Source organism: Mesorhizobium sp. CA6, assembly GCF_020165035.1.
In the GTDB taxonomy this organism is placed as follows: Bacteria; Pseudomonadota; Alphaproteobacteria; order Rhizobiales; family Rhizobiaceae; genus Mesorhizobium.
This window is the reverse complement of sequence record NZ_JAIUHI010000006.1, coordinates 51,134-75,003: the sequence shown is the minus strand read 5'-3', so window position 1 is coordinate 75,003 and position 23,870 is coordinate 51,134. Positions and strand designations below refer to the sequence as shown.

Sequence of the window (23,870 nt, the reverse complement as noted above, 5' to 3'; positions counted from 1 at the left end):
GGCGGAACCGCCTCACGCAAACACGCTGAGCCCTTATGGCCGATGTCGTCATCCTGGAAAGCCGCGAAAGGGTGCTGGCCGGCATCCTGTTCACGGCCGCGGCCTATTTCCTGTTTTCGGCGCAGGATGCCTCGATCAAGCTCCTGGTCGCTGGCATGACGGTCTGGCAGATCATGTTCGTCCGCTCGATCACCGTGCTCGTCGCCTGCGGCGCGGTCGGCGGCAGGCGGCTGTTGGCCGACACGATCGATTCGCCGATCGTCAGGCCGATGCTGGTGCGCAGCGCCTTCACACTCGCCGCCTGGCTTTGCTACTACAACGCCGCGCGCTCGCTGCAGCTTGCCGAGCTCACCACCATCTATTACGCCGCGCCGATCATCGTCACCGTGCTTTCGGTGCTGATCCTGGGCGAGACGGTGCCGCTGCTGCGCTGGCTGGCGGTGTTCATCGGCTTCGTCGGCGTCTTCATCGCCTGCGATCCGACCCGGCTCGGCTTCTCCGTGCCGGTGCTCCTGGTGCTGGCAGCGGCCGTCCTTTGGGGGATCGCCGTGGTGCTGCTGCGCAAGACGGCGCTGCAGGAGCGCACGACGATCCAGCTCGTGCTCAACAATTTCTATTTCCTGCTCTTCTCGGCCGTGCCGGCGCTGATCTGGTGGCATATGCCCGACGGAACGCAGTTCCTCTTGCTCATCAGCGTCGGCGCGCTGGGCGGTGTGGCGCAATACATGCTGTTCGAGGGCATGAAGCGCGCGCCGGTGTCGATTGTGGCACCGTTCGAGTACACCTCGCTGGTCTGGGCCTTCGCGCTGGGCTACGCCATATGGGGCGACTTGCCGCGCACGGAAGTGTTCATGGGCGCGGCGCTGATCATCGGCGCCGGCCTGCTCATCGTCGGCAACGAGCATTTCCGCAGACGGGAGCAGGCCTCATGACGGAAGGCTGTCAGGAGCAACTGGGTAGGCTGGCGCCATGACGGACACGCTCGACATGCCGGAAAAGCTTGCGCCCGCCGCCGACGTGGCGGCCGAGCGCACGCTCGGCATCATCCTGGTGTCGGCATCGGCGATCGCCTTCGCGCTCACTGGCGTGCTGACCAAGTCGATCCATGCCGATCCGCTGACCATCACCTGCTGGCGCGGTTTTTTCGGCTCGATCCTGATCAGCTTCTACGTGCTGTGGCGACGGCGCCGCTCGGGCGGGCGCGAAAGCCTGAAACTCGGCTGGCGGGGCTGGCTGCTTGCGGTCGAGGGCGCCGCCGCCAGCATCGCCTTCATCTCGGCCTTCAAATTCACCTATGTCGCCAATGTCGCGGTCATCTACGCGACCTCGCCCTTCATCGCCGCACTGCTCGCCTTCCTTCTGGTGCGGGAAAAATTCCGGCTGCAGACGATGATCGCGGCGGCCGTATCGCTTTGCGGCGTCGCCATCATGGTGGGCGCCGGCCTCGGCAGCGGGCACCTGTTCGGCGACGCCCTGGCGCTGCTGATGACCGCCGGAAGCGCGCTCTACATGATCATGGTGCGCGCTTTTCGCGACTCGCCGGTCGTGTGGGCGGGCGCTGTCTCGGCCTTCCTGCTTTTCGTGCTCGGCTGGTTCGTCACCGATCCGCTGGCCGTGTCCGCCCGCGACGTGGCGCTGCTTGCCACCTTCGGTTGCTCTTTTGCGCTCGCCTCGATCCTGTGGACGGAAGGCTCGCGGCTGATCCCGTCGGCGGAAGCCGGCCTGCTCGGTTCCGCAGAGGTGCCGTTCGCCATCCTGTTTGCCCTGCTGTTTCTGGGCGAACTCCCACCGATGGCCAGCATCATCGGCGGCGCCATCGTGCTTTGCGCGGTCTTTGCGCATGCCGGACGCGACTGGCTGAAGGCGAAATCGGCGGCCTCGTAAAAATATTTCGCCGGTCACGGAACCATCATCCCCGTGGAGCATTATTGGATCGACGGGTCACCCCCCAAGTCCCCCCAAACCCCTCGACCCGTCCGACTAGAAGCCGACCCGCAAAAAGGTCGGCTTTTTCTTTGGGCGACCGGCCTCAGGACGGAAGGGCCAGGCCGCCGGCAAGCAGCTCCGCCAAGTCCCGCGCCGGGCGGGCGGCTTCGCGGCCGAGCCGGATGACGAAATCGGCCATCGGCAGCGGCGGGAGGTCGAAATCGGCAGATACCTCGACGATGCCGGAATGGGCGAAACGCCGGGTGCGCGGCGTCAACGCGATGCCGGCATTGACTGCGGCGCGCAGGCCGGCAAGGCTGGCGCTGCCGGCGGCGATGCGATAGCGGCGGCCGGCGGCGTCGAGCGCATTGAGCGCCGCCTCCCTGAAGCCGCAATAGGGATCGAGCAGGGCCAGCGGTACCACCTCCTGTCGCGCCGCCAGGCCTTTTTCCGAGCAGAGCCACAGCATCGGCTCGCTGATCAGGGCCGCTTCATCCGGCGACGGGGCATGGCGCATGGTGATCGCGAGGTCGAGCTGGCCTGCCTGCAGGGCCGACCCGAGCTCCAGGGAGCGGCCGACGCGCAGCTCGACCCTGACGCGCGGATGGCTGGCGGCGAAGGTCCGGAGCAGGTCCGGCAGCCCCTGGTCGGCGAAATCCTGCGTCGTGCCGATGGCGATGCGGCCGCCGGCGCGCGCGCCCTTCAGCGCCAGCCAGGCCTCGGTGTGGACGGCAAGGATGCGCCGCGCATGGCCGACAAGATCCTCGCCGGCCGGCGTCAGCCCGCGTCCCCTGCCCTGCGGGATGAGCAGCGGCTCGCCGACGATCTCCTCCAGCCGCTGCATCTGCGCGGTCACCGCTGACGGTGTGCGGCCGACGGTGGATGCGGCCTTGGCGAGCGAGCCGCCGTCGACAAAGGCAAGGAAGGTTTTCAGAAGATCCGGATCGAGCGTTTCCATACTTCAATGATATCGAACTATTTATCAAAAACAATTCGATTTTATTGATGTTATGCCGATGGCATGGTCCTCCCATCGACGGCGCGAGGCGCCCAACTCGGAGGATAGAAAAATGCCGATCATCAATGTGAGCGTCACCGGCAAGCCGGACGCCAAGCTGTCCGCGGCAATCGCCAGGGAGGCCACCGATATCACCGCGAAACTGTTGCACAAGGATCCGACGATCACCGCGGTTGCCGTCAACTACATCGATCCGCAGCACTGGTTCGCCGGCGGCAAGTCGCTGGCCGAGCACGGCACCAACACGTTCTGGCTCGACATCAAGGTCGTCGACGGCACCAACACAAAGCTCGAGCTCGAAGCCTATCTCAAGGCGATCTTCGGGGCCTTCGGCCGGCTGCTGGGCGGAGTGCATGAGGAAAGCTACGCCTTCGTGCATGAGGTGCCGGCGGCGGCCTATGGCTATGGCGGCAAAAGCCAGGAGTTCCGTTTCATCAGCGGAAGGTTGAAGGCGGCGTAGCGCCGTCTTCCCCTTCTCCCCTTGTGGGAGAAGGTGGCCGAGCGAAGCTCGGTCGGATGAGGGGTGTTGGACGGAGCGCGGCGTCGCAAGCTAAGCGCCTCAAGAGCTGGATTTTCCAGCGCCTCATTTCTTCCAACACCCCTCATCCGTCTCGGCGCTGCGCGCCGATCCACCTTCTCCCACAAGGGGAGAAGGGAAAGCTCTCCGACCCCGCATTGACCTTGCCCGCACTTCCGCTACCCTCTGCCACCGAAGCGGTCGCTCAAGAGCCGCGCCCTGGAGGAGACTGGGAGAGAGCGGCATGATCCTGACCCTGGCGCTGCTGGCGGGCCTTGTCTTTGCCTGGCTGCTGATTGCCGTGATCGAGCGGGTCCGGCTCGACCTGCGCTTCACCCAGGCGCTGCTCTATGTGCCGTTCAAGCTCGCCTACCGCATCGCCGACAATCGCATGCGCATCGCTCGCAGCGCCAAGACGCCGGTCATCTATGTCGTCTGGCACCAGTCGCGCATCGAGCCGGCGCTGATGCTGTCGCTGCTTCCCGACGACACGCTGCATATCCTGGACGAGGCTTCGGCGCGCTCGCCTTGGCTGGAGCCGTGGCGCGAGCTTGCGCGTACCATCGCCTTCAACGCCGAGCATATCTTCGTCAGCCGCCGGCTGGTGCGCGTGCTGAAGGGCAAGGGGCGGCTCGCCGTCTACCTGCCGGACAATGTCGAGCCGGACGTCAAATCGTTCCGGCTGTTTCGTGCCATCACGCGCATCGCCATGCAGGCCGACGCGCGCATTGTGCCGATCTTCGTTGCCGGCACGCGTGACCTGCCGGTGTCGCTGACGCCGAAGGAAAAAGCGCCGCGCCACTGGTTCCCGCGGCTTTCGATGAGTGTGCTGGAGCCGATGACCATCGCCGAGCTGGTGGCGCGCAACCCCGACATGGCATCCAACACCAACGCGCTGTTCGACCGCTTCGCCGAGGCGCGGCTTTACGGCACCAATCTCGATCGCGGGCTCTTCCTCGCCATGCGCGACGCCGCCGACCGCATCGGACCTTCGCGCCCGATCATCGAGGATGTGATTTCCGGTTCGCTCAGCTACCGTAAGCTGTTTATCGGCGCGCGCGTGCTCGGCCGCCATTTCGAGGCGGTGACCGCGCCCGGCGAAGCGGTCGGCGTGCTGCTGCCCAACGCCAATGGCGTGGTGCTTACCTTCGTCGGCCTGGTCTCAGCTGCCCGCGTGGCGGCGATGATCAACTACACCGCCGGCCCGGCGAGCGTGACCGCGGCGGTCCGCACTGCCGTCATCAGGACGGTGGTTTCCTCCCGCGCCTTCATCGAAAAGGCGGGCATCGACGACATCGTCGCAGCGGTCGAGGCGGGTGGCGCCAAGATGCTGTGGCTGGAAGATGTGCGCGCCAATGTGACGACCCTGGACAAGGTCGCCGCCGCGCTTCTGTGGCGTTTGCCGCTGCAGCGGCAGCAAGCCTCGAAGCCCGCTGTCATCCTGTTCACCTCCGGCTCGGAAGGCACGCCGAAGGCGGTGGTGCTGTCGAACCGCAACCTGCTTGCCAATGTCATGCAGGCCGAGGCGCGCGTCTCCGTCTCGCCGGCCGACATCCTGCTCAACGTGCTGCCGGTGTTCCATTCCTTCGGGTTGACCGGCGGCACCATCCTGCCGCTGGTGCTGGGCGTAAAGCTGTTCCTCTACCCCTCGCCGCTGCACTACAAGATCATCCCCGAGATCGCCCGCAAGGTGAAGCCGACCGTGATGTTCGGCACCGACACCTTCCTCGCCAACTATGCGCGCACCGCGAAGGACGGCGACTTCTCCAGCCTGCGCTTCGTCGTGGCCGGCGCCGAGGCGGTGAAGCCGGAAACGCGGCGCACCTACCGCGACCGTTTCCAGGCCTCGATCGTCGAAGGCTTCGGGCTGACCGAGGCCGCGCCCGTGGTGGCGGTGAACACCGCCATCCACAGCCGCGACGGCACAGTCGGGCGGCCGCTGCCGGCGATCCGCATGAAACTGGAGCCGGTCGAAGGCATCGCCGAGGGCGGCCGGCTGTGGCTCGACGGGCCGAACATGATGATGGGCTACATGACCGCCGATCGTCCCGGCGAATTGCAGCGGCTGGAAGGCTGGCACGACACCGGCGATATCGTCTCGGTCGACCGCGAGGGCTTCATCACCATACGCGGGCGGGCCAAGCGCTTCGCCAAGATCGCCGGCGAGATGGTGTCGCTGGGCGCCGTCGAGATGCTGGTGCAGTCGCTATGGCCGGAAGAGCGCCACGCGGCGGTGGCAGTGCCCGACAAGAGGCGCGGCGAGCGCATCGTGCTGGTCACCACCGCTGACGAAGCCAATGCCGAGGAGCTGCGCCAGTTCGGCAAGAAGGCCGGCGCGGCCGAGCTGATGGTGCCCAACGACATCATCAAGGTGGAAGAGATCCCGGTGCTGGGCTCGGGCAAGACGGACTACATCTCGGCGCGCAAGCTGGCGATCGACCGGCTGGGGCTGAGTGCGGCGGCCTAGGGCGCAGCGCTACCCGATATCCGACGGCGGCACCTTCTCGCCTTCGCGCATGGCCCGCTTGGAATAGGCGCGCACCGACAACGGCAGGAAAAGCAGGTACCCAGCGACGGAAGCCGTCAGCGTGTACCAGGGATAGGTCATCAGCAAGAGGATGTAGAGCACGACGCCGAGGATGACCGGCAGCACCCTGTCGCCCGGCACCTTGACGCTCTTGCCCGAATAGACCGGCAGGCGGCTGACCAGAAGGAAGGCGACCAGCACGGTGAAGCCGGTGGCGACGAAGGCGGCCGGCCGGCTGGGCTCCAGACCGAGCCGCAGGAAATAAAGATAGAGCGGCAGCATGACCAGCACAGCACCCGCCGGGGCCGGCACGCCGACGAAATATTCGGTCTGCCAGGCCGGCTGCTCGGCGTCGTCGGCCAGAACGTTGAAGCGGGCCAGCCGCATGCCGCAAGCGATTGTGAAGAGAAGTGCGGCGATCCAGCCCGGCGAGCCGGCTCGGTCGAGCAGGAAGGCATAGAGCACCAGGGCCGGCGCCACGCCGAAATTGACGATATCGGCCAGCGAATCCATCTGGGCGCCGAATTTCGAGGTCGCCTTCAGCATGCGCGCCAGTCGCCCATCGATGCCGTCGAGGAAGGCGGCAAGCAACACCATGACCACAGCGATCTCGAAGCGGTTCTCGAAGGCGAAGCGGATGCCGGATAGGCCGGCGCAGATGGCAAGCACGGTGACCAGGTTGGGCAGCACCATGCGCATCGGGATCTCGCGGATGCGCGGACCGCCGCTGGCATGGGCTTCGAATTTCTTGAACGGCGCGCCCAACGCTCAGGAAACCCTGACCAAGGGCGTGACCGCGGTGCCACCGAATTCGGCAAGCACGGTCTCGCCGCCAACCGCCGTCTGGCCGACCGCGACGCGCGGCACGGCGCCCGACGGGAGGAAGACGTCGACGCGCGAGCCGAAGCGGATCAGGCCGAAACGCTCGCCTATCGCGATCGTACCGCCAGCCTCGGCCCAGCAGACGATGCGGCGCGCCACAAGGCCGGCGATCTGGACGGCGGCAATCGTGCCGTTGGGGCTGTCGATGACCAGGCCGTTGCGCTCGTTCTCCGCGCTTGCCTTGTCGAGCTCGGCATTGAGGAATTTGCCGGGCTTGTGCTCGATGCGCGTGATCCGGCCGCGCACCGGAGCGCGGTTGATGTGGCACGAAAACACATTCATGAACACCGAGATCCGGGTCATCTCGCCGGAGCCCAGCCCAAGCTCGCTCGGCGGCACGGCGGGGCCGACCGCCGAGACCACGCCATCGGCCGGGCTCACCACCAGCCGGTCGTCGACCGGGGTGACGCGCTCGGGGTCGCGGTAGAAATAGATGCACCATGCGGTCAGGATCAGTCCGATCCAGAACAGGATCGAGGAGAAATAGCCGAGGAACAGCGTCGCCGCGGCGAAGGCGGCGATGAAGGGGTAGCCTTCGCGATGGATCGGAACGAACGTATTCTTGACCGAGTCGAGAAGCGTCATAGGGCTTGGAGCGGTCCCTGTTTCAGGTTGCGCCTCAATAGCGGAAAGCCCCCCTCCCCGCAACGCAACAATGGGGGAGGCAGCAACGCCGGCGTGCAAGTCTAAATTTTGCTCCGGGTGTCGGAACTCGGCTCCGTCGCGCGTCCTTGGCGCGTGGACACCCAAGGAGCCCGCCAATGCCTTCGCCGAAACCGTCTGCAATGAGTGCCAAGGTCGTCACACAAGGCCTAGCCTTCGGCGAGTCGCCGCGCTGGCATGACGGCCGGCTCTGGCTCTGCAACTGGGGCACCGGCGAGATCGTCGCGGTGGACGAAAACGGCCGGAGCGAGGTGATGCTTGCCGTGCCGGCCGTCCTGCCCTATTCGATCGACTGGTTGCCGGATGGCCGGCTTCTGGTGGTCTCGGGGCGGGAAGGCCTGCTGCTCAGGCAGGAAGCAGGCGGGACGCTCGTCACCCATGCCGATCTGAGGCATCTGTCGAAGAACCCCTGGAACGAAATCGTCGTCGATGGGCGCGGCAACATCTATGTTAATGGCGGCGGGCCGGCTCCGGCGCCGGGCGAGCATTTCGCGCCGGGCACCATCGTGCTGATCACGCCGGACGGCACGATGCGGCAGGTCGCCGAGGATATCGCATTCGCCAACGGCATGGCCGTGACGCCGGACAATCGGACACTGATCATCGCCGAGTCCCACGCAAGACGGCTGACAGCCTTCGATATTGGCGAAGACGGGAGCCTTTCCAAGCGGCGCGTATGGGCCGATCTCGGGAACAATTATCCCGACGGCATCTGCATCGATGCCGAGGGCTGCGTCTGGTATGCCGACGTGCCCAACCGGCACTGCGTGCGCGTGCAAGAGGGAGGCGAGAAAATCGACAGGGTCGAGGTCGATCTCGGCTGCTTTGCCTGCATGCTGGGCGGCTCCGACGGCAGGACGTTGTTCATCCTCGCTGCAGAATGGCGTGGGTTCGAAAACATGGTGAGCGACGCCCGCACCGGCCAGGTGCTGAGCGCCGCTGTTTCGGTGCCCGGAGCCGGGTGGCCTTCCTATAGTTCGGGCACGCGCCGATAGTTGGCTATGTCGGCCTTGACGCCGAGGCGGGCGATCGTTTCCTGCGCGCTGAAGGCGATGCGCTCGTGCGCTGCCTTGACGATCGGCACCACCTTGTCGACCGCGGCCTGGCTTTCCCATTCGACTATGGTGACGATGTTGAACTCGCCGGGGCCGGAGAACTGCTCGAGCAGGAAGTCCTGCACGAAACCCTGCTGCTGGCGCAGCAGTTCATGCGTCATCCTGGCCTTGCTGAGGATTTCGTCGCGCGCTTGCGCCGGCACGACGAATTTGTCGACGCGGAAGACACTGCCGGTGCGTTGATTGTTGGTGCTCATTTCGTCCATCTCCGATTTGGAAGGTTTGCCTGGCAGGTGGCTCGGAGGTTGGTTTGCAAGCTCAAGATAGGTTGAGGTCAAGGGGGAATTTGGCGCCTTTCCCTTCTCCCCTTGTGGGAGAAGGTGGATCGGCGCGAAGCGCCGAGACGGATGAGGGGTGCTGGAAGGAATGAGGCGAGAAAAGAATAGATGCTTCAAGCGCTTAATCTTGTCGTGCGGCGATCCTTCCAACACCCCTCATCCGACCTCGCTTCGCGGCCACCTTCTCCCACAGGGGGAGAAGGTGAACAGGCGCTAGCTCACCTCCGACGTCCTTCTCCTCACAATCACCCCAAGCTCGTCGCCCTCGCGCGCAATGCGCAGGCGCTCTTCGGCTTCGGTCGCCTCGCGCTGGCGGTCCCACATCGAGGCGTAGAGGCCGTGCTTGGCAAGCAGCGCCGCATGGGTGCCGCGCTCGGCGATCTGGCCGTCCTTCAGCACGATGATCTCGTCGGCCGAAATCACCGTGGACAGCCGGTGGGCAATCACGATCGTGGTGCGGCCCTTGCTGACCAGGTCGAGGGCTGCCTGGATCTCCTGCTCGGTCTGGGTGTCCAGCGCCGAGGTCGCCTCGTCCAGCATCAGGATCGGCGGCGCCTTGAGGATGGTGCGGGCGATCGCCACGCGCTGCTTCTCGCCGCCCGAAAGTTTCAGCCCGCGCTCGCCGACCATCGACTTGTAGCCCTCGGGCAGCTTCTGGATGAACGGGCCGATCTGGGCGAGCTCGGCCGCTTTGCGCACCTCCTCCTCGCCGGCGCCGACACGACCGTAGCGGATGTTGTAGGCGATGGTGTCGTTGAACAGCACGGTGTCCTGCGGCACCATGCCAAGCACCGCCCGCAGGCTCTCCTGCGTGACGTCGCGGATGTCCTGGCCGTCGATCAGCACCTGGCCGCCCTGAACGTCGTAGAAACGGAACAGCAGCCGGGAGATGGTCGACTTGCCGGCGCCGGACGGGCCGACGATCGCCACCGTCTTGCCGGCAGGCACCTCGAAGGAGACGCCTTTCAGGATCTTGCGGCTAGGATCATAGGAGAAATGAACGTCGCGGAATTCGACCTTGCCGGGCCCGACCTTCAAAGGCCTGGCATCCGGCTTGTCGACGATCTCCTGGGGCACGTCGAGCAGGTCGAACATATGCTCGATATCGGTCAACCCTTGCCTTATTTCGCGGTAGATGAAGCCGATGAAGTTGAGCGGCACCGAAAGCTGGATCAGCATGGCGTTTATGAAGACGAAGTCGCCCACCGTCTGCCTGCCGGCCTGCACCTCCAGCGCCGACATGCACATGACGATGACCGTGCCGAGGCCGAAGATGAGGCCCTGGCCGAAATTCAGCCAGCCGAGCGATGTCCAGGTTTTCGTCGCGGCGAGCTCGTAGCGTGCCATCGAGCGGTCGAAGCGCTCGGCCTCCATGCGCTCATTGGTGAAATATTTGACCGTCTCGAAGTTGAGCAGCGAGTCGATCGCCTTGGTGTTGGCGTCGGTGTCGCTGTCGTTCATGTCGCGGCGGATCGAGATGCGCCAGTCGCTCGCCTTGACTGTGAACCAGACATAGAGGCTGACGGTGACGGCGACCACGGCGACGTATTTCCAGCCATAGGTGAAGGCAAATATGCCGGCCGTCAGCGCGAATTCGAGGATGGTCGGCGCCGTGTTCAGCATGATGAAGCGCACGATGGTCTCGATGCCCTTGGTGCCGCGCTCGATGATGCGCGACAGGCCGCCGGTGCGGCGCTCGAGATGGAAGCGCAGCGACAGCTGATGCATGTGGACGAAGGTGCGGAAGGCGAGCTGGCGCACCGCATACTGGCCGACACGGGCGAACAGCGCGTCGCGCAGCTGGTTGAAGCCGAGCTGGATCAGGCGCAGCACGTTATAGGCGATGACCAGCGCCACCGGCGCCAGCAGGAAGGATGGCAGAGGCGGCGGCGTCTTCGAGCCATGGGCCAGCGCATCGGTCGCCCATTTGAAGAAATAGGGGCCGGCGACCAATGTGACCTTGGCGACGACCAGAAGCAGCGTCGCCCAGGTGACGCGGGCTCTGAGATCGGCGCGGTCGGCCGGCCACATATAGGGCCACAGATTGCGCAAAGTGGTGAGGGTGCCGGCTTCGGCGGATACGGTCTTTTCGGCCACTAGTCTTGCCTTATGGGTGAGAGGCTGGGGCAGCAGGAGTTGACGAGCTGGGTGAGCGAAGCGGAGACGCCCGCGAGGGCGTCGTGGTCGACCGCGTAGCGCGAGCGCTGGCGGTCGGTCTCGAAGCGGACGAGTCCGGCCTCGACCAGGATCTTCAGATGCTGCGAAACGGTCGACTGTGCGAGATCGAGGTGATCGACCACCTCACGGCAGGAGCAGCAGCGGCTGGCCGAGAGATGTTTCAGGATCTCGATGCGCGCCGGATGCGACAGCGCCGCCAGCCGCGCGGCAATGGCACGGCTTTCGGTGCAGCGGGTCTCGGGGAATTCGGACATCGTTCATCGGCGATAGACGATGAACGGTGAGAGGGCAAGCTAGGCGCATGGGTAGATTTGTTGAAGGAGATCGCAGCCCTCTCGTTCGTCATTCTAGGGCGTAGCGACGCGAAGCGTCGCGTAGACCCTAGAATCCATGCCGGGACGCGCGCGCGAGATGCCGCGATCGAGAATGGAACTCCGTAGGATGCCTGAAAAAGACAGGTCTGCACCGTGGCATCGCCTTTATGTCACGGCATGGATTCTAGGGTCTGCGCGCGTCGCTTTGCTCCTTGCTCCGCCCTAGAATGACGAAGTGCCTCACTCCGTCTTCGCCGGCGCGGCTGTCATCTGCTCGCCCATGGCCTTCATGTCGGCGGCCTCGCCTTCCTTCGAAGTCGAGGGCACCTTGAACACCTGGCCTGGCCAGATGCGATCGGGATCGCGGATCTGGTCCTTGTTGGCCAGATAGATCGTCGAGAAGCGCGTGCCATGGCCGTAGACGCGGCGCGAGATGCGCCAGAGCGTGTCGTTGCGGCGGATGATGACGGAGCTGTCGGCATGTTCGAGCTTTGGCGCGACCGTTTCGGGCACGTCGGTCGAGGGCGTCGCCTCGGCAACCTTGGCAGCGCCCCCGGCGGCCGGGGCCGGCTTGGCCGCTTCGGCCGTTGCTGTGTCGGTCGTGGTTTCGGCGGTCTTGGTCTCGGCCGGCTTGGCCTCGGCCGGCTTTGTCTTGCTTGGGGCGACGGCGGCGACCGACGCGCCGGCCTCGCGCTCGAACGGGACGGCAGCGCGGGCGACGACCTTGACGCCGTCATTGTCCAGGCCGTCGACATGGATAGTGTAGCTGCCGACCGGAATGTCGCGCGTCGCTTCGATCAGGAAATGCCCGTCGGCCGAAGTCTTGGCGTCGCCGAGCAGGATGGCGTCGGCATAGGCGCGCACCTTGCGGCCGGGATCGGCCGTGCCGGCGACGAAGATCTTGCTGCCGTCGATTTCGACCGCTTCGACCGCGATCTTGGGCTCCGCCGCGGCGGCCGCAGCCGGCGCGGTCGCCTGGTCTGTGGCGGCCGGCGCGGTCGCGGCCGGCGCCGAGGCCGTGCCCGATACCGCCGGCGCGGTCGTTGCCGGAGCTTGGGTCGCAGGCGCCGCTGCCTGATCGGTCGCCGCCGGCGCCGCCGGCTTGCTCTCGGTCTCAGGAACGGTGATCAGTTGCGAGGCCTTGCCCGGCTCCTCGACCATGGCCAGCACCTGGCCGGTCGGGCTCTGCGGCACCGACACGACGGCGGTCTGGGCCGAGGCAACGGCAATGCCGCCAACCGTCTGGCGCAGCGTGATCGTATAGTCGCCGGGCTTCAGCGGATCGTCGAGCACGATGGCGAAGGCGCCGTCGGGTCCGGACTCGGTCGAGCCGAGCACCGTGCCGCCATTCAAGATCTCGACCTTGGCGTTGGGCGCGGCGCTGCCGGCGACGACGATCGAGCCATTGCCCTCGACCCGCACGACGTCGAAGGTCGGCAATGTCGGGCCGGCGGCGGGCGCCTGGGCGGCCGGCGCCATGGCGTTGTTGGCCGGCGCCATCTTATTGGCGGGCGCCATGGTGTTGGCTGGCGCCATCGTGTTCGCCGGAGCCATTGTGTTTGCCGGAGCCTGGGGCACGCGCGCCTCTGTGCCGGTGCTCGAGGATTCAGCCGATTTCGCATCGGTCTGCGGCAGCGTCGCGACCTGCGCCGGCTTCTGGTCGTTGATGTAAGGATCGAGCGCGCCCGAGCCGTAGGCGACTGCCGCGACGGCGACAACGCCACCCGCCGCGAACAAAAACGCCTTAGAAGGATTGATCGCCATAATTCCGTATTGCCCCCTTAGCCACCTAACGCCCGGTCTAGCGTGTTTTCCCGAGTCCGACAAGAAAAAGCCCGTCCGCGGGCTTGACCCGGCCGACCGTCCCCATCACCAATCATCGCCATGAACACGATTCGATCCGTCTGCGTCTATTGCGGCTCGTCTCCGGGCCGCGACGAGGCCTATATCAAGGCCGGCCACACACTTGGCCGCTCGCTTGCCAAATCCGGGTTGCGCCTCATCTATGGCGGCGGCACCAAGGGCATCATGGGCGCTGTCGCCGACGGCGCGCTCAAGGCCGGCGGCAAGGTCACCGGCATCATCCCGCGCTTCCTGATCAACAAGGAGGCGACCGAGACCGCGCTCGACAAGCTCGACGAACTCTTGATCACCGACAATATGCACGAGCGCAAGCATAGCATGTTCGAGAAATCCGACGCCTTTGTGGCGCTGCCGGGCGGCATCGGCACGGTCGAGGAGATCGTCGAGATCATGACCTGGGCGCAGCTCGGCCACCACCGCAAGCCGATCGTCTTCGCCAACGTCAAAGGTTTCTGGGACCCGATGCTGACGCTGATCGAGCATATGTCCGAGGAAGGCTTCATCCACACCGCGCATAAGGTGAAGCCGCTGGTGGTTGACGACCCGGAAGCGATCGTCGCCGCCATCATGGTGGCGGGCTCGTCGGTCGACGCGCCGACTGAAGGGGTGCAGTCGGTGATCGACAAGATGTAAGGGCGCGCTTAGCGGCGCTCGACGCCCTTTGCAGCCAAGATGTCGTCAACGGCCATCGACGTCAGAAATCCTGATAGCTGCTTGGCGGCTTCTGCACGCGTTGGATCGGTACTGAGGCCAATGGCGAATTCAACGTAACTTTCGAGTTCCGTCGGAAACAGACCGACAAGCGTGACCTCGGGAGCGGCGGCGAGAATCGAAGTCACGGGAATGACCCCCAACTCAGCTTCCCCACGGCCTACGGCCGCTGCTGTCTGCCCTCCCGATATGGCAACCAGCTTAGGCTTCACCTCATCTGCTATTCCCAAGCGTTCCAGCAAATCGAAGAAGTAGCCACCGCTGGTCCCTTCGCTGGCGTAGGCGACTGATCTGGCGCTCTTCAACGCATTTTCGAATGTTTCCACGGACCCAATGTCGGGCTGTCGACTGCCTGCCTTGGCCGCCACCCCCATTGCTACCCGTCCGAACGCCGCCTGGCTTCCGGCCTTGACCTTTCCCGAGACGACCAGACCCTGGATCAGGTTCGGATTGGTGATGACAAGGTCAAAAGGTTCCCCAGCCTCAATCTGCTTTTTTACTGTCGGATTGAGCTCCCACTTGGCCGCTACTGTGAATCCTGTGGCCTTTTCGAACTGGGATATGAGTGCAACCACGGCGGGACGAACCGCAATAGCACCAAAAAGTCGGACAGCGTTATTCATGGCCTAACCCGAAATCGGCCGAACGGCCTTCCTTATAATACCTAGCTAAGCCCGGACTCCATGCCCCGCGTCCGGTGGGGCCGACCTTCTGGTCAAATCGACTCGCTCAATCGCGCCAAAATCATGTCCAGAATGCACCTTTCCGCCCCATTGGAGCATGCCTGGAATTGACGTACCGTTGCCCTACTGTCCTACGGTTCGTCTCAAATCCCCAACCACCGCCCTTCCATCATTCCGCCGCCATGCCAGATGGATCGACACACTGCGTTTGAACCAGGGCAGGTCGCGGAAAACGATGCCGGGCGGCGCGGTCGAGCGCAGGCTTTCCTGTACCGTCGCCAGGCCTAGCCCGGCGCTGACAAGGCCAAGCGAGGTCAAGGGATCGGCCGTCTCATAGGCGATATCGGGCATGAAACCGGATTCGGCGCAGGCCGCCAGGAATTGCGCGCGGTTGGTGTCGCCGGGCTGGCGCACGACTGTGATCCAAACGCGGCCGTTGAGATGGCCGGGCGCGATGTCGGCGACAGCGGCGAGCGGATCGCCTTCCGGTATTGCAAGCACCAGCGGTTCGCGCCGCACCAATATGCTCTCGATATCCGGATCGCCTTGCGGCGCCGGCGCATAGACGAAACCGAGGTCGAGGACGCGCTGCCTCAGATCTTCGAGTTGCGCAGCCGTCCGCCGGCTGCGCAACTGCAGATGAAAATCCGGCCGCGCGCGGCGGAAATCCCGCAGCATGTCCGCGACCAATCCGGAATGCACCGCGCCCTCCACATAGCCGATGGCCAAGCTGCCTGTGGCGCCGCTGGCAAGGTTGCGGCCGAGCTCTTCCAGCCGCGCAGCATTGGCAAGCAGCGCTCGGGCTTCGGCAAGAAAGGCCCTGCCCTCGGCATTGAGGTGGACACGCTGCCTCGCCCGCTCGAACAGGGCGACACCGAGCTGTTCCTCGAGTTGGATGATCTGCCGGCTCAAGGGCGATTGCGAGATGTGCAATTGCTCGGCGGCACGACCGACATTGCCGGCCTCAGCCACGGCCACGAAATATCTGATCTGGCGCAGGTCGAGCATTTTTTTGCCCCTCAACTCAAGTCCTCAAAGGTCTTAACTTTAGCCTAATCAGTCTTGGACAGTCTGACCAGCGGGCGCGATATCTCCCGGCATCAACCGGCCACCAAGGAGATCGCCATGCAGTTCTTTGCCCTGCTCACCCGCAACACCCAGAAGTTCGGCGACGCCGATTTCGCGCCGCTGCTGCCGCCCGAGTCCGAGCAGCGCAAGACGCTCTACGTCCAAGGCGCCGTGCGCCAGATCTGGAACCGCGGCGACGTTCCCGGCAGCGGCATGATGTTCGAGGCGGCAGACGAAAAGGAGGTTCGCAGCCACCTTGCCACTCTGCCGCTGATCGAGGCCGGCATGATGGACATCACGGCGATCGTGCCGCTTAATCCTTATCCCGGTTTCGGGCCGAAGCGGTAAAGCAGCTGCGGCGGCCCACCTGGCAGCCTACCCGCGACCGAAAAGACGACTGAAAATACCCGGGCGCGCGCCGCTGTAGCGCTCGGGCAGAGGGCGGGTGAGCAGGAACTGTTCGTGGCCCTCGACGGTCTCGGTACCCCGATAGCTGCATTGCAGCGACCTTGCCAGCGGAACGATTTCCTTCAGCACGGAGCCGAAACCCTCGCCGTCGATCGGCACGTCCTTCGCCATCCTTAGCTCACGCGAGACTATCTCCAGACTCAAGAAGCGGTAGCCGCGCTTTTCAAGTTCGGTGCGCAGCTTTGCCAGAGAAGGCTCGGCGCCCCAGAACTCGAAGCGTGTCGGCCGGATGCGGGCATCCGCGGCGATTTCCAGCCGGAGGTCGCCTATCGCCTCGGCGGGAAGGATGAGCGGCGCCAGCGCGGCAAGCGAATGCTGTTCCAGCGTGAGCGGAAAGGCCAGCGCCTCGGCGGCCTTGCCAGCTATCTGTTCGAAACCGGCGATGTCTTCGGTCGTAAAATAGAAATCGCGGCCGCCCGCGCCATGCTGTTCGGCGATATAACAGGCTGGGCAGTTTGCAGTAGCCAGATCGTGGCAAAGCTTTTCGAGGAAAGCGTAGTTTCGCTGCGACCCCCTGGGCGTCAGCAGAGTGTCACGCGCCGTCAATTCGTCTGGGCGCGGTGTGAGCTTCAGGCGCAGGATCGGCAGCGAGGCGGCGGCCCGCAGCAGCGCCATGTTCACCCGCGTATGGATGAAGAGCTCGCCGCCATCGGGGCGGTAGCGTATCAGGGCGCGATGCGGTTCGGCCTCGCGGATGACCTCTTCCGTCTCATCGTTCGAGACCTGTTCGCCGGTGACCGGAAATTGAAGCAAAGTCATGCGATCACCCCAAATCGCGTTGATCGAGCCATCCTGCCAGTTTGTTGCGACCTAGCCTAGATGCCTCACGGCCAGGCGTCCTGCATCGCGTTCACCGACAGCCACGCCATCGCGGGAAGCGCGACGAGCAGCGCCAGCCGCATCCCCGCGGATCGCGCTTGGTCCGGCTCGTGGCGCTGAAGCCGGCGCCAGATCTGGAATGCCGCGGCGAGAATGAGCAGCGCATAAAATCCGGCGAGCACCCACAGGGCTGTCTGGCCGGATATCGCTATGCCGTTTTTCTCGAGCACCTTGCCGATCAGCATCACCGGCCCGGCGACGAAGAAGGCAATGGCGATGCCGAACAGGAAGCCGATCATGGCGCCCAGGAACGATGTGGCCGACAGTGCCACAAGCACCGCCATCAGGATGAGCAGAGTGATGAACGCGCGCTGGCCCATGGCCGCACTCCCCGATCGAATGCCCCGGAATCTATCAGTCTGGCCTTAATTGCGCGTAACAGTTGGAATCCTTGCCAGCGCGGTCGGACGGGCCTCCCTTGCCGGCAACGGAACCGTCGCTATTGTCGGCGGCTATCCGAAACAGAGGCGAAAACTTCCATGAAACTTGGCTTTGTCGGCACGGGCGCGTTGAGCTCGGCCATTGTCGCGGGGCTGAAATCGCTGCCGGGGGAGACGACGCCGGTGGTGGTCTCGCCGCGCAACGAGGCGATCGCCGCCGAGCTTGCCGCGCGTTATCCGGACGTGCGCATCGCTACCGACAACCAGGCCGTGCTCGACGATTGCGACACCGTGATGCTGGCGGTGCGGCCGCAGATCGCGCACGAGGTGCTGAAGGAACTGCGGTTCCGGCCGGACCATCACGTCGTCAGCCTGATCGCCACCGTGTCGCGCGAGGAGATCGCCACGCTTGTCGCGCCAGCGGCACAGGTGACGAAAGCCCTGCCCATGCCGATGATCGCCCGCCTGCAGGGCGCAACGATCATCTGCCCGCCGGACCCGATGGCGGCGGCGCTCTTCGGCAGGCTTGGCGACGTGATCGAGGTCGAGGACCAAAGCGAGTTCGATGCGCTGAGCGTCGTCACCGCGACCTATGCCAGCTATTTCAAATATCTCGACACGATCCACGCCTGGGTGCGCAGCCAGGGTGTATCGGGCGGCAGGGCACGCGACTACATCACCAGCATCTTCAAGGCGCTGGCCAATGCGCCGGATACGGCGCCGGATGAAGATTTCATGCATCTTGCGCAGGACTATGCGACGCGCGGCGGCATCAACGAGCAGGTGCTGCGCGAGCTGACCGAGCGCGGAACATTCGATGCCTTCGCGGAAAGCCTGGAGCGGGTGCATCGGCGCATTGCGGGGAAGTAGCCGGAGGACCCAAGCGGCGATTGCCGATCACTCAGCCGGCAGCATCCGCGGCGACGGCCTCGGCGCGCTGAGCCGGTCGCCAAGCCCGACCGCTCGAACAACGCCAACTCTGCCGCGGCTTGTCATCGCGCATGCGCTTCTCCACGATTGCGGCACACGGCTCCCAAGAACCGCTAGGATCATGAGATGAGTGACACTATCCCCGCCATCGACATCGCGCCGCTGTTCGGCCCGACTTCGCCCGCACGCGACGAGGCCGACCGCCAGATCTTCACTGCTGCCTCCGGCATCGGCTTCATGACCGCGCGCGGCTTTCCGGGCGCGGAGCTTCTGACGCGCGAGCGGCGCGGCGAGCTCCTGAAGATCTTCGATTTGCCCGATGCGGAAAAGCGGAAGCTGCTGCGCTGGAATTTCGACCCGTCGAAATCGAACTATTATCGCGGCTGGTTCCCGCTGCAGCCGACCGCGGTGTCCTACAAGGAAGGCATCGACATGGGGCCGGACATCGCCCATGCCGACGCCGGGTTCGCGCCAGACGATCCGCTGCTCGAGCGCACGCCGCTTCCCGCCGAGCCCGATGCTCCAGGATGGAAGGCGGCCGCCGCGCATTACTACCGCTCGATGGAGAAGGTCGGCGCGGCGCTGATGGGCTCGATCGCGCGCAGCCTCGGGCTTGAGGACGGTATTTTCGACGGCCATTTCCGGGGCGGCATCTCGACGCTTAGGCTGATCCGCTATCCGCTGCGCAGCGAGGACGGCGCGGTCGACCTGTCGAAGCCTGAATATTGGGTCATGCACAAAGGCGAGCGGCGGCTGGTCATCGGCCGTGAGCATGCCGATTCCGGCTTCGTGACACTTTTGGCGCAGGACGGCGTCGAAGGCCTGCAGGCCAGGCGCCATGCCGGCGAATGGATCGACGTGCCGGCCGCCGACGGCTCGCTGGCGGTGAATTTCGGCCAGCTGCTGGAAACGCTGGACGGGCGGCGTGGTGCAGGCGACGCGCCACCGGGTGATCGCGCCGAAGACGGCGCGTTACTCCATTCCCTTCTTCTATGAGCCGCGCGTCGACGCCGAGATCGCGCCGCTGCCGATCAAAGGCGCCAGCGACTTCGCGCCGTTCCTCTATGGCGATTACCTGTGGGAGTCGGCGACCAACTTCGTCGAGATGGCCGGCGTCAAGACTTTGCGCAAGCCAAGGCGGCCGGCCGCCGCCTGAATGCCAATGCCTGCCGAGAGCGCGGCAGAAGCTCGATGATGAAATGGCGAGGGGTGGCACTGGCGCGCAACCAGCCCAGCACCGAAGGGTCGAGGAAATTCCAGTCCTTCAGCGGGCGGATGCGCGACCCGCGCCGGGGGCGGGTGAGCAGCAGGCCCTTGGCCGACAGGATCTTCACCGCTTCGCGCGCGGCCCTTCGGCTGGCGCCGAAGCGGGCGCAGATCTCTTCCTCGCCAAGCAGCGTCGCGCCGGACGAAAACAGCCCGCCGAGTATCTCGCGGCCGAGGCTGTTGGGTATGTCATCCGTCACCGATGAGGTCTGGTTGCCCGCCATTTGTCCCGGCCCGTTCGAGTCTGCCGCCGAGTGTTACACGTGCGGGATCGACCGCACCGACTAATTGCCAGGGCGGCACAGCCCGCTTGTTAGTCCGATTTATCAGATGAATCGGTTGAATGGAGCCGGGCTTTGCTGCTAGCTGTGCGAGGAACAATCCCGGCACCCCTGCTCAGCAACACTTTGCTGCTCGCCGAGGCCCGCAAGGTCAAACTGGCCAGCGACAAATCGCAATCGATGAAGGTGCAAATTGCGTTCGACTGATTATCTCGGCCGTCTCTTCGGCCTTGAAGGCCGGCATGCCTTCGTCACCGGCGCCAGTCGCGGGCTGGGGCTCGCCTTCGCGGAGGCATTGGCTGCCGCGGGCGCACGCGTCACCATCGGCGGCCGCAAGGCGGACGAGTTGAAGGCCGCCGGCGACCGTTTGCGCGCCGAAGGCTACATGGTGGCGGAAGCGGTTATCGACGTCACCGACACGCAGTCGGTCGACGCGGCGATCGCGGCTTCGGAAGCCGGCACCGCGCCGATCGACATCCTGGTCAACAATGCCGGCATCCAGCGCCGCGCGCCGCTCGAGACCTTTTCCGACGCCGACTGGGACGCGCTGATGGCGACCAATCTCGACGGTGTCTTCAAGGTGAGCCGGGCGACGGTCAAAGGGATGATTGCGCGCGGCAAGGGCGTGATCATCAACGTGTCGTCGGTGCAGAGCGCGCTCGCCCGGCCCTCGATCGCGCCTTACGCGGCGAGCAAGGGCGCCATTACCATGCTGACCAAGTCGATGGCCGGCGAATGGGGCCAGCATGGCGTGCGCGTCAACGCCATCGCGCCCGGCTATTTCAAGACCGAGCTCAACGCAGCATTGGTCGCCGACGAGAAATTCTCCACCTGGCTCGCCGGCCGCACCCCGATGCGGCGCTGGGGCGATGTCGAAGAGTTGGCGGGCGCGGCGGTTTTCCTGGCGTCGGATGCGGCAAGCTTCGTGACGGGACAGACGCTGCTGGTGGATGGCGGGATCACGAGCGTGTTGTAGAGGCCGCCCTCACCTCACGCGGACCCGCGTCTCAAACCGGCAAGCTCGTCTCCCCCACCGACGGATGCTGCTCGACGGGCGGATCGATCTCGGTGTCCTTCGCGAACCCAGTCAGCATCCTGTCCATCGACAGCCTGCCGGAACCGGCGAGCGCCAGGATGAACATGCCGCCGGCAATGGCGAGGTCCTTCTCGAAATGCAGCAATTCGTTCTGGCTGGCGAAGTTGGTGTGGAAGAGGCCGGCCGTCATCAGGCAGAACAGGCCGAGCCCGATCGCGCCCAGCCGCGCCAGGATGCCGAGCGCCACCGACAGACCGGCGCCAAGCTGCAACGCGATGGTGGCGAAAAGCAGCGGCGTGCCGACGCCGAGCGCGGCCATCGCCTTCTCAGCGCCCTCGAAATGGGTCGCCAGCTGCAGGCCTTCATGCACGAAGATCAGCGACAGCAGCAGCCGGCCGGCAAGCAGGACGACGTCGCTGGCGTGAAGTTTTTCGGCAAGTCTGATCGGTGTCATAGTCGGCTCCAGTCTTTGGAAACAGGCAGTTTGGAAAATGGGCGGTCGCCCGCGTCCATGCAGGTGCGCTTGAGATTGAAAGATCGGAGCCGGCGCGAGGGAGAGGAACGCCGGCTCCGGTTTTCGGGCGCTACCGCCGTGGCGCCCAAAAGGTGGCGAGCTCTTGCGAGCCGCCTATTTCGTCACCTTGGTGGCGATCGCCTGCTTGAGGTCGGCAAGCTCCTCGCAGCCGGCCGGACAGAGCTTTTGCAGCGAGGCGAGCTGCTCGTTGGCCTTGGCTATGTCGCCGGTCTCGACATAGAGCTCGCCCAGATATTCATGCGCCGCCTTGTGGTCGGGCTGAAGCTCCAGCGCCTTGGTGTAGTAGGTGAGCGAGGTCTGGTAGTCCCCGGTCTTGCGCAGCGTGAAGCCGAGCAGGTTGTAGACGTCGGCCTGCTGCGTGTCCTGCGCGAGGTCGCGCAGGTCGGCCAGCGCGCTTTGATAGTCCTTGGCCTCGATCTTGGCTTTCACCGCCGTCAGGTCCGGCGCGTCGGCGCCTTCGATGTCGTCCACGGCATAGGCCGGAACGGCGATGGCGATCGGGGCCGCCGTCAAGACCGCAATGGCACCGAGCACCGCGAAAAGTGCGTGTTTCATTGTAGCTGTCGCTTTCTGTTCAAGATCCGATTCAAATCAGATCTGGGTTGGGGTGAAGGCGTAGGCATTGCCGTCCTTGACGAAGCTGCCTGTGCCGGGGAACGGGAAGTGGGAGCCGCAGATGCGGACATTGTCGGCAATTACCTGGTCGATGATCCGGTGGCGCGTGGCGATCGCCATCGGCCCGTCCTGGTCGTAGGCGCCCTGCCATTCGGGATGCGGGGCGAGCAGCGCCGGCACGTACATGGTGTCGGCCGAGACGAGGAACTGCTCGGAGCCGCCATCGACATGGTAGACGGAATGGCCGGGCGTGTGGCCGGGCGCCGCCATGAGGCGGATGCCGGGCACCACTTCAGTGCCGTCGTCGACCAGCTTCCAGTTCTTCCATTTCGGGAAGTTCTCGGCGATGCGCTTGCCCGCGGGCTTGCGGCCCTCGGGCAGCTTGGCCAGCCGGCTCGGATCGATCCACCAATTATACTCGGTGGCGTTGACGATCAGCTCGGCATTCGGGAACACCGGATCGTTGGTGCCCTTTTCCATCAGGCCCCAGACATGGTCCGGATGGAAATGCGAGATCATGATGGTGTCGATCGCCTTGTAGTCGATGCCGGCCGCCTTCATGTTGGCCGGCAGATGCGTGGCGTTGGCCTGCCATTGGCCGACGCCGGAGCCGGCGTCCATCATGATGGTGCGGCCGTTCATCTTGAGCACCACGACGGTGAGCGGGATCGGCATGAACTCGGTGGTCAGTCCCGCCTTGGCGAGTGCCGCCTTGGTGTCGTCGATCGACACGTCCTTGATGAAGGCCGGGTCGTGCGGCTTGCGCCAGATGCCGTCATAGATCGCGGTGACTTCGAGTGAGCCGACCTTGTATTTGTAGAAGCCGACCAGCGGCTCGACCGGGGTTTCGGCGTAAGCCGCGGGCGCGAATTCCAGCTTGCCGGCAATGCCGAAGGCGGCAGCGGCGGCGGCGGATCCCAGCACCATGCGACGCGTCATGTTGAACATCGGAAATCTCCTCTAATGGCTGCGGGTTGTTTCAGGTTTCAGGCGGTAGTCCATTGGTTTGCCGCATGTCGTTGTCCCAAAACCGCTGCGCACTTTTGGGCGACATGCAGGGAATGGCGGAGGGCCCGGTGCTGCCCTCCGCCGAGACTGCGGAAACCGGCGCCGGCCGGTCCGACTGAAGACCGACCGGCGCCGAGGAGATCAGGACTTGTGGTTTTCCGACCCGGCGAGGCGTGCCTTCCCCGCCGCGATCAGAACCCTTCGCCCCGGGCTCCGGAGCGAGGACCTTTCGGTCCCGCCGGCTCAGTGACGCCAAATGCCCTGGCCGGGCTCTTCCGCAGCAATCCTGGCCGCCGGCTTCGTGACGTGGCGGGCCATTTCGGGCCTCGCGATGGAGGCGGTGGTGGTGGTGTCGACGACGGCAGCCTGCTGGCCGCCATTCGTCCAGGAGAAGTGGTCGCTGCCGGCAAAGGCGCTGCCGGTGACAACCAGGATGGCGACTGCGGCAAAGGCGGTTCTGTTCATGTGCGTATTCCTTCCGGGTAGGTTGATGCGTGCCTTGGGAGGATGGCCCTCGCTACAGCCAAGACCCGGAAGGCCCGGGCTTTATTCCCCGGGGGCGGAAAGAATTTTTTGGAGGCAACGGAAGATCGCGATTTTTGCGCGATGAACGGCCCGGTTAGCCGGCGTTAATCATGGCTTGAGTTTGTTGGCTCAAGGCAAGCCTCCAGGCCGCGAATGGCGCAACTTGAGGCGGGCATGGAAGTTCTAATTTAAGCACTTTCCTTT

Annotated in this window: 28 protein-coding genes; 12 read left to right on the top strand and 16 right to left on the bottom strand. The window is 64.9% G+C overall.

The window, feature by feature from the left end; genetic code table 11:
• The first annotated feature begins 35 nt into the window (after positions 1 to 35).
• Together LB526_RS10635 and LB526_RS10630 are read left to right on the top strand one after the other, a co-directional pair.
• The gene (locus tag LB526_RS10635; protein ID WP_224627576.1) at positions 36 to 932 is read left to right on the top strand and encodes a DMT family transporter; all 897 of its coding nucleotides are present in this window, start codon (positions 36 to 38) and stop codon (positions 930 to 932) included.
• A 37-nt stretch (positions 933 to 969) separates the two neighbouring features.
• Positions 970 to 1,884, top strand: coding sequence for a DMT family transporter (locus LB526_RS10630; protein ID WP_224627575.1), 915 nt, complete (start codon positions 970 to 972; stop codon positions 1,882 to 1,884).
• A 145-nt stretch (positions 1,885 to 2,029) separates the two neighbouring features.
• On the opposite strand, the gene LB526_RS10625 is transcribed toward LB526_RS10630, so the two are convergent.
• A complete protein-coding gene (locus LB526_RS10625; protein WP_224627574.1) occupies positions 2,030 to 2,884 on the bottom strand; it encodes a LysR substrate-binding domain-containing protein in 855 nt (284 codons plus the stop codon).
• A 112-nt stretch (positions 2,885 to 2,996) separates the two neighbouring features.
• Here LB526_RS10625 and LB526_RS10620 point away from each other — a divergent pair, with 112 nt between their 5' ends.
• Positions 2,997 to 3,404 (top strand): tautomerase family protein, encoded by a 408-nt coding sequence (locus tag LB526_RS10620; protein ID WP_224627572.1) that lies wholly within the window; start codon positions 2,997 to 2,999, stop codon positions 3,402 to 3,404.
• A gap of 301 nt (positions 3,405 to 3,705) precedes the next feature.
• A complete protein-coding gene (locus tag LB526_RS10615; RefSeq protein ID WP_224627570.1) occupies positions 3,706 to 5,928 on the top strand; it encodes an AMP-binding protein in 2,223 nt (740 codons plus the stop codon).
• A 9-nt stretch (positions 5,929 to 5,937) separates the two neighbouring features.
• On the opposite strand, the gene LB526_RS10610 is transcribed toward LB526_RS10615, so the two are convergent.
• Both LB526_RS10610 and LB526_RS10605 read right to left on the bottom strand, forming a co-directional pair.
• Complete coding sequence (locus tag LB526_RS10610; RefSeq protein WP_095766986.1) at positions 5,938 to 6,753, bottom strand: CDP-alcohol phosphatidyltransferase family protein; 816 nt, start codon at positions 6,751 to 6,753, stop codon at positions 5,938 to 5,940.
• 3 nt (positions 6,754 to 6,756) lie between these two features.
• The gene (locus LB526_RS10605; RefSeq protein WP_318013263.1) at positions 6,757 to 7,494 is read right to left on the bottom strand and encodes a phosphatidylserine decarboxylase; all 738 of its coding nucleotides are present in this window, start codon (positions 7,492 to 7,494) and stop codon (positions 6,757 to 6,759) included.
• A 137-nt stretch (positions 7,495 to 7,631) separates the two neighbouring features.
• Between LB526_RS10605 and LB526_RS10600 the strand changes: the two genes are divergently transcribed.
• The gene (locus LB526_RS10600) at positions 7,632 to 8,528 is read left to right on the top strand and encodes an SMP-30/gluconolactonase/LRE family protein (protein WP_224627569.1); all 897 of its coding nucleotides are present in this window, start codon (positions 7,632 to 7,634) and stop codon (positions 8,526 to 8,528) included.
• Here LB526_RS10600 and LB526_RS10595 read toward each other — a convergent pair.
• The 4 genes from LB526_RS10595 to LB526_RS10580 all read right to left on the bottom strand — a co-directional run bounded on the left by LB526_RS10595 (position 8,504) and on the right by LB526_RS10580 (position 13,182).
• Entirely contained in the window at positions 8,504 to 8,845 is a 342-nt protein-coding gene (locus LB526_RS10595; RefSeq protein WP_411967404.1) for an antibiotic biosynthesis monooxygenase, read from the bottom strand. The two genes, LB526_RS10600 and LB526_RS10595, sit on opposite strands and share 25 nt — an antisense overlap.
• A 294-nt stretch (positions 8,846 to 9,139) precedes the next feature.
• On the bottom strand, positions 9,140 to 11,023 hold the full coding sequence (locus LB526_RS10590; RefSeq protein ID WP_224627567.1) for an ABCB family ABC transporter ATP-binding protein/permease: 1,884 nt from the start codon (positions 11,021 to 11,023) through the stop codon (positions 9,140 to 9,142).
• Entirely contained in the window at positions 11,023 to 11,358 is a 336-nt protein-coding gene (locus LB526_RS10585) for an ArsR/SmtB family transcription factor (RefSeq protein ID WP_224627566.1), read from the bottom strand. Before LB526_RS10585 ends, LB526_RS10590 begins: the two co-directional genes overlap by 1 nt.
• A 300-nt stretch (positions 11,359 to 11,658) precedes the next feature.
• Entirely contained in the window at positions 11,659 to 13,182 is a 1,524-nt protein-coding gene (locus tag LB526_RS10580; RefSeq protein WP_224627565.1) for a LysM peptidoglycan-binding domain-containing protein, read from the bottom strand.
• Positions 13,183 to 13,302: 120 nt separating this feature from the next.
• On the opposite strand from LB526_RS10580, the gene LB526_RS10575 reads away from it, so the two are divergent.
• Positions 13,303 to 13,914, top strand: a complete 612-nt coding sequence (locus LB526_RS10575; protein ID WP_095766979.1) for a TIGR00730 family Rossman fold protein — start codon at positions 13,303 to 13,305, stop codon at positions 13,912 to 13,914.
• Between the two features lie 8 nt (positions 13,915 to 13,922).
• Here LB526_RS10575 and modA read toward each other — a convergent pair whose 3' ends face one another.
• Both modA and LB526_RS10565 read right to left on the bottom strand, forming a co-directional pair.
• Positions 13,923 to 14,615, bottom strand: a complete 693-nt coding sequence (modA, locus tag LB526_RS10570; protein WP_224627564.1) for a molybdate ABC transporter substrate-binding protein — start codon at positions 14,613 to 14,615, stop codon at positions 13,923 to 13,925.
• A gap of 183 nt (positions 14,616 to 14,798) precedes the next feature.
• Positions 14,799 to 15,683 carry a LysR family transcriptional regulator gene (locus LB526_RS10565; RefSeq protein ID WP_224627563.1) on the bottom strand — a complete coding sequence of 295 codons (885 nt, stop codon included), beginning with the start codon at positions 15,681 to 15,683 and terminating at the stop codon, positions 14,799 to 14,801.
• Between the two features lie 117 nt (positions 15,684 to 15,800).
• On the opposite strand from LB526_RS10565, the gene LB526_RS10560 reads away from it, so the two are divergent.
• The gene (locus tag LB526_RS10560) at positions 15,801 to 16,091 is read left to right on the top strand and encodes a muconolactone Delta-isomerase family protein (RefSeq protein WP_224627562.1); all 291 of its coding nucleotides are present in this window, start codon (positions 15,801 to 15,803) and stop codon (positions 16,089 to 16,091) included.
• Positions 16,092 to 16,118: 27 nt separating this feature from the next.
• Here the strand turns inward: LB526_RS10560 and LB526_RS10555 are convergent, their stop codons facing one another.
• Both LB526_RS10555 and LB526_RS10550 read right to left on the bottom strand, forming a co-directional pair.
• Entirely contained in the window at positions 16,119 to 16,970 is an 852-nt protein-coding gene (locus LB526_RS10555; RefSeq protein ID WP_224627560.1) for a hypothetical protein, read from the bottom strand.
• 65 nt (positions 16,971 to 17,035) lie between these two features.
• Positions 17,036 to 17,410 carry a hypothetical protein gene (locus LB526_RS10550; RefSeq protein ID WP_224627559.1) on the bottom strand — a complete coding sequence of 125 codons (375 nt, stop codon included), beginning with the start codon at positions 17,408 to 17,410 and terminating at the stop codon, positions 17,036 to 17,038.
• Between the two features lie 159 nt (positions 17,411 to 17,569).
• Here LB526_RS10550 and LB526_RS10545 point away from each other — a divergent pair, with 159 nt between their 5' ends.
• The 3 genes from LB526_RS10545 to LB526_RS10535 all read left to right on the top strand — a co-directional run bounded on the left by LB526_RS10545 (position 17,570) and on the right by LB526_RS10535 (position 19,556).
• Positions 17,570 to 18,340: a pyrroline-5-carboxylate reductase gene (locus tag LB526_RS10545; RefSeq protein WP_224627557.1), complete on the top strand. Its 771-nt coding sequence runs from the start codon at positions 17,570 to 17,572 to the stop codon at positions 18,338 to 18,340.
• Between the two features lie 186 nt (positions 18,341 to 18,526).
• The gene (locus tag LB526_RS10540) at positions 18,527 to 19,396 is read left to right on the top strand and encodes a 2OG-Fe(II) oxygenase family protein (protein WP_224627556.1); all 870 of its coding nucleotides are present in this window, start codon (positions 18,527 to 18,529) and stop codon (positions 19,394 to 19,396) included.
• Positions 19,350 to 19,556, top strand: coding sequence for a hypothetical protein (locus LB526_RS10535; protein ID WP_224627555.1), 207 nt, complete (start codon positions 19,350 to 19,352; stop codon positions 19,554 to 19,556). Before LB526_RS10540 ends, LB526_RS10535 begins: the two co-directional genes overlap by 47 nt.
• Here the strand turns inward: LB526_RS10535 and LB526_RS10530 are convergent.
• Positions 19,516 to 19,890, bottom strand: coding sequence for a FadR/GntR family transcriptional regulator (locus LB526_RS10530; RefSeq protein WP_224627554.1), 375 nt, complete (start codon positions 19,888 to 19,890; stop codon positions 19,516 to 19,518). The two genes, LB526_RS10535 and LB526_RS10530, sit on opposite strands and share 41 nt — an antisense overlap.
• A 132-nt stretch (positions 19,891 to 20,022) precedes the next feature.
• Between LB526_RS10530 and LB526_RS29585 the strand changes: the two genes are divergently transcribed.
• Entirely contained in the window at positions 20,023 to 20,154 is a 132-nt protein-coding gene (locus LB526_RS29585) for a hypothetical protein (protein ID WP_263481625.1), read from the top strand.
• Positions 20,141 to 20,923: a glucose 1-dehydrogenase gene (locus LB526_RS10525; RefSeq protein ID WP_224627553.1), complete on the top strand. Its 783-nt coding sequence runs from the start codon at positions 20,141 to 20,143 to the stop codon at positions 20,921 to 20,923. The genes LB526_RS29585 and LB526_RS10525 overlap by 14 nt, the downstream gene beginning before the upstream one ends.
• Positions 20,924 to 20,954: 31 nt before the next feature.
• Here LB526_RS10525 and LB526_RS10520 read toward each other — a convergent pair whose 3' ends face one another.
• The 4 genes from LB526_RS10520 to LB526_RS10505 all read right to left on the bottom strand — a co-directional run bounded on the left by LB526_RS10520 (position 20,955) and on the right by LB526_RS10505 (position 23,606).
• On the bottom strand, positions 20,955 to 21,437 hold the full coding sequence (locus LB526_RS10520) for a DoxX family protein (RefSeq protein ID WP_224627552.1): 483 nt from the start codon (positions 21,435 to 21,437) through the stop codon (positions 20,955 to 20,957).
• A gap of 174 nt (positions 21,438 to 21,611) precedes the next feature.
• Positions 21,612 to 22,073, bottom strand: coding sequence for a tetratricopeptide repeat protein (locus tag LB526_RS10515; RefSeq protein WP_224627551.1), 462 nt, complete (start codon positions 22,071 to 22,073; stop codon positions 21,612 to 21,614).
• Positions 22,074 to 22,109: 36 nt separating this feature from the next.
• A complete protein-coding gene (locus LB526_RS10510; RefSeq protein ID WP_224627550.1) occupies positions 22,110 to 23,081 on the bottom strand; it encodes an MBL fold metallo-hydrolase in 972 nt (323 codons plus the stop codon).
• 303 nt (positions 23,082 to 23,384) lie between these two features.
• Entirely contained in the window at positions 23,385 to 23,606 is a 222-nt protein-coding gene (locus LB526_RS10505; RefSeq protein ID WP_224605391.1) for a DUF680 domain-containing protein, read from the bottom strand.
• Positions 23,607 to 23,870 lie beyond the last annotated feature (264 nt).

Excerpts from the sequence above, each read along its gene's own strand:
- LB526_RS10635 (WP_224627576.1), top strand. The coding sequence starts at position 36 with ATGGCCGATGTCGTCATCCTGGAAAGCCGCGAAAGGGTGCTGGCCGGC.
- LB526_RS10630 (WP_224627575.1), top strand. The coding sequence starts at position 970 with ATGACGGACACGCTCGACATGCCGGAAAAGCTTGCGCCCGCCGCCGAC.
- LB526_RS10625 (WP_224627574.1), bottom strand. The coding sequence starts at position 2,884 with ATGGAAACGCTCGATCCGGATCTTCTGAAAACCTTCCTTGCCTTTGTC.
- LB526_RS10620 (WP_224627572.1), top strand. The coding sequence starts at position 2,997 with ATGCCGATCATCAATGTGAGCGTCACCGGCAAGCCGGACGCCAAGCTG.
- LB526_RS10615 (WP_224627570.1), top strand. The coding sequence starts at position 3,706 with ATGATCCTGACCCTGGCGCTGCTGGCGGGCCTTGTCTTTGCCTGGCTG.
- LB526_RS10600 (WP_224627569.1), top strand. The coding sequence starts at position 7,632 with ATGCCTTCGCCGAAACCGTCTGCAATGAGTGCCAAGGTCGTCACACAA.
- LB526_RS10595 (WP_411967404.1), bottom strand. The coding sequence starts at position 8,845 with ATGAGCACCAACAATCAACGCACCGGCAGTGTCTTCCGCGTCGACAAA.
- LB526_RS10585 (WP_224627566.1), bottom strand. The coding sequence starts at position 11,358 with ATGTCCGAATTCCCCGAGACCCGCTGCACCGAAAGCCGTGCCATTGCC.
- LB526_RS10580 (WP_224627565.1), bottom strand. The coding sequence starts at position 13,182 with ATGGCGATCAATCCTTCTAAGGCGTTTTTGTTCGCGGCGGGTGGCGTT.
- LB526_RS10575 (WP_095766979.1), top strand. The coding sequence starts at position 13,303 with ATGAACACGATTCGATCCGTCTGCGTCTATTGCGGCTCGTCTCCGGGC.
- modA (WP_224627564.1), bottom strand. The coding sequence starts at position 14,615 with ATGAATAACGCTGTCCGACTTTTTGGTGCTATTGCGGTTCGTCCCGCC.
- LB526_RS10565 (WP_224627563.1), bottom strand. The coding sequence starts at position 15,683 with ATGCTCGACCTGCGCCAGATCAGATATTTCGTGGCCGTGGCTGAGGCC.
- LB526_RS10560 (WP_224627562.1), top strand. The coding sequence starts at position 15,801 with ATGCAGTTCTTTGCCCTGCTCACCCGCAACACCCAGAAGTTCGGCGAC.
- LB526_RS10555 (WP_224627560.1), bottom strand. The coding sequence starts at position 16,970 with ATGACTTTGCTTCAATTTCCGGTCACCGGCGAACAGGTCTCGAACGAT.
- LB526_RS10550 (WP_224627559.1), bottom strand. The coding sequence starts at position 17,410 with ATGGGCCAGCGCGCGTTCATCACTCTGCTCATCCTGATGGCGGTGCTT.
- LB526_RS10545 (WP_224627557.1), top strand. The coding sequence starts at position 17,570 with ATGAAACTTGGCTTTGTCGGCACGGGCGCGTTGAGCTCGGCCATTGTC.
- LB526_RS10540 (WP_224627556.1), top strand. The coding sequence starts at position 18,527 with ATGAGTGACACTATCCCCGCCATCGACATCGCGCCGCTGTTCGGCCCG.
- LB526_RS10530 (WP_224627554.1), bottom strand. The coding sequence starts at position 19,890 with ATGGCGGGCAACCAGACCTCATCGGTGACGGATGACATACCCAACAGC.
- LB526_RS10520 (WP_224627552.1), bottom strand. The coding sequence starts at position 21,437 with ATGACACCGATCAGACTTGCCGAAAAACTTCACGCCAGCGACGTCGTC.
- LB526_RS10515 (WP_224627551.1), bottom strand. The coding sequence starts at position 22,073 with ATGAAACACGCACTTTTCGCGGTGCTCGGTGCCATTGCGGTCTTGACG.
- LB526_RS10510 (WP_224627550.1), bottom strand. The coding sequence starts at position 23,081 with ATGTTCAACATGACGCGTCGCATGGTGCTGGGATCCGCCGCCGCCGCT.
- LB526_RS10505 (WP_224605391.1), bottom strand. The coding sequence starts at position 23,606 with ATGAACAGAACCGCCTTTGCCGCAGTCGCCATCCTGGTTGTCACCGGC.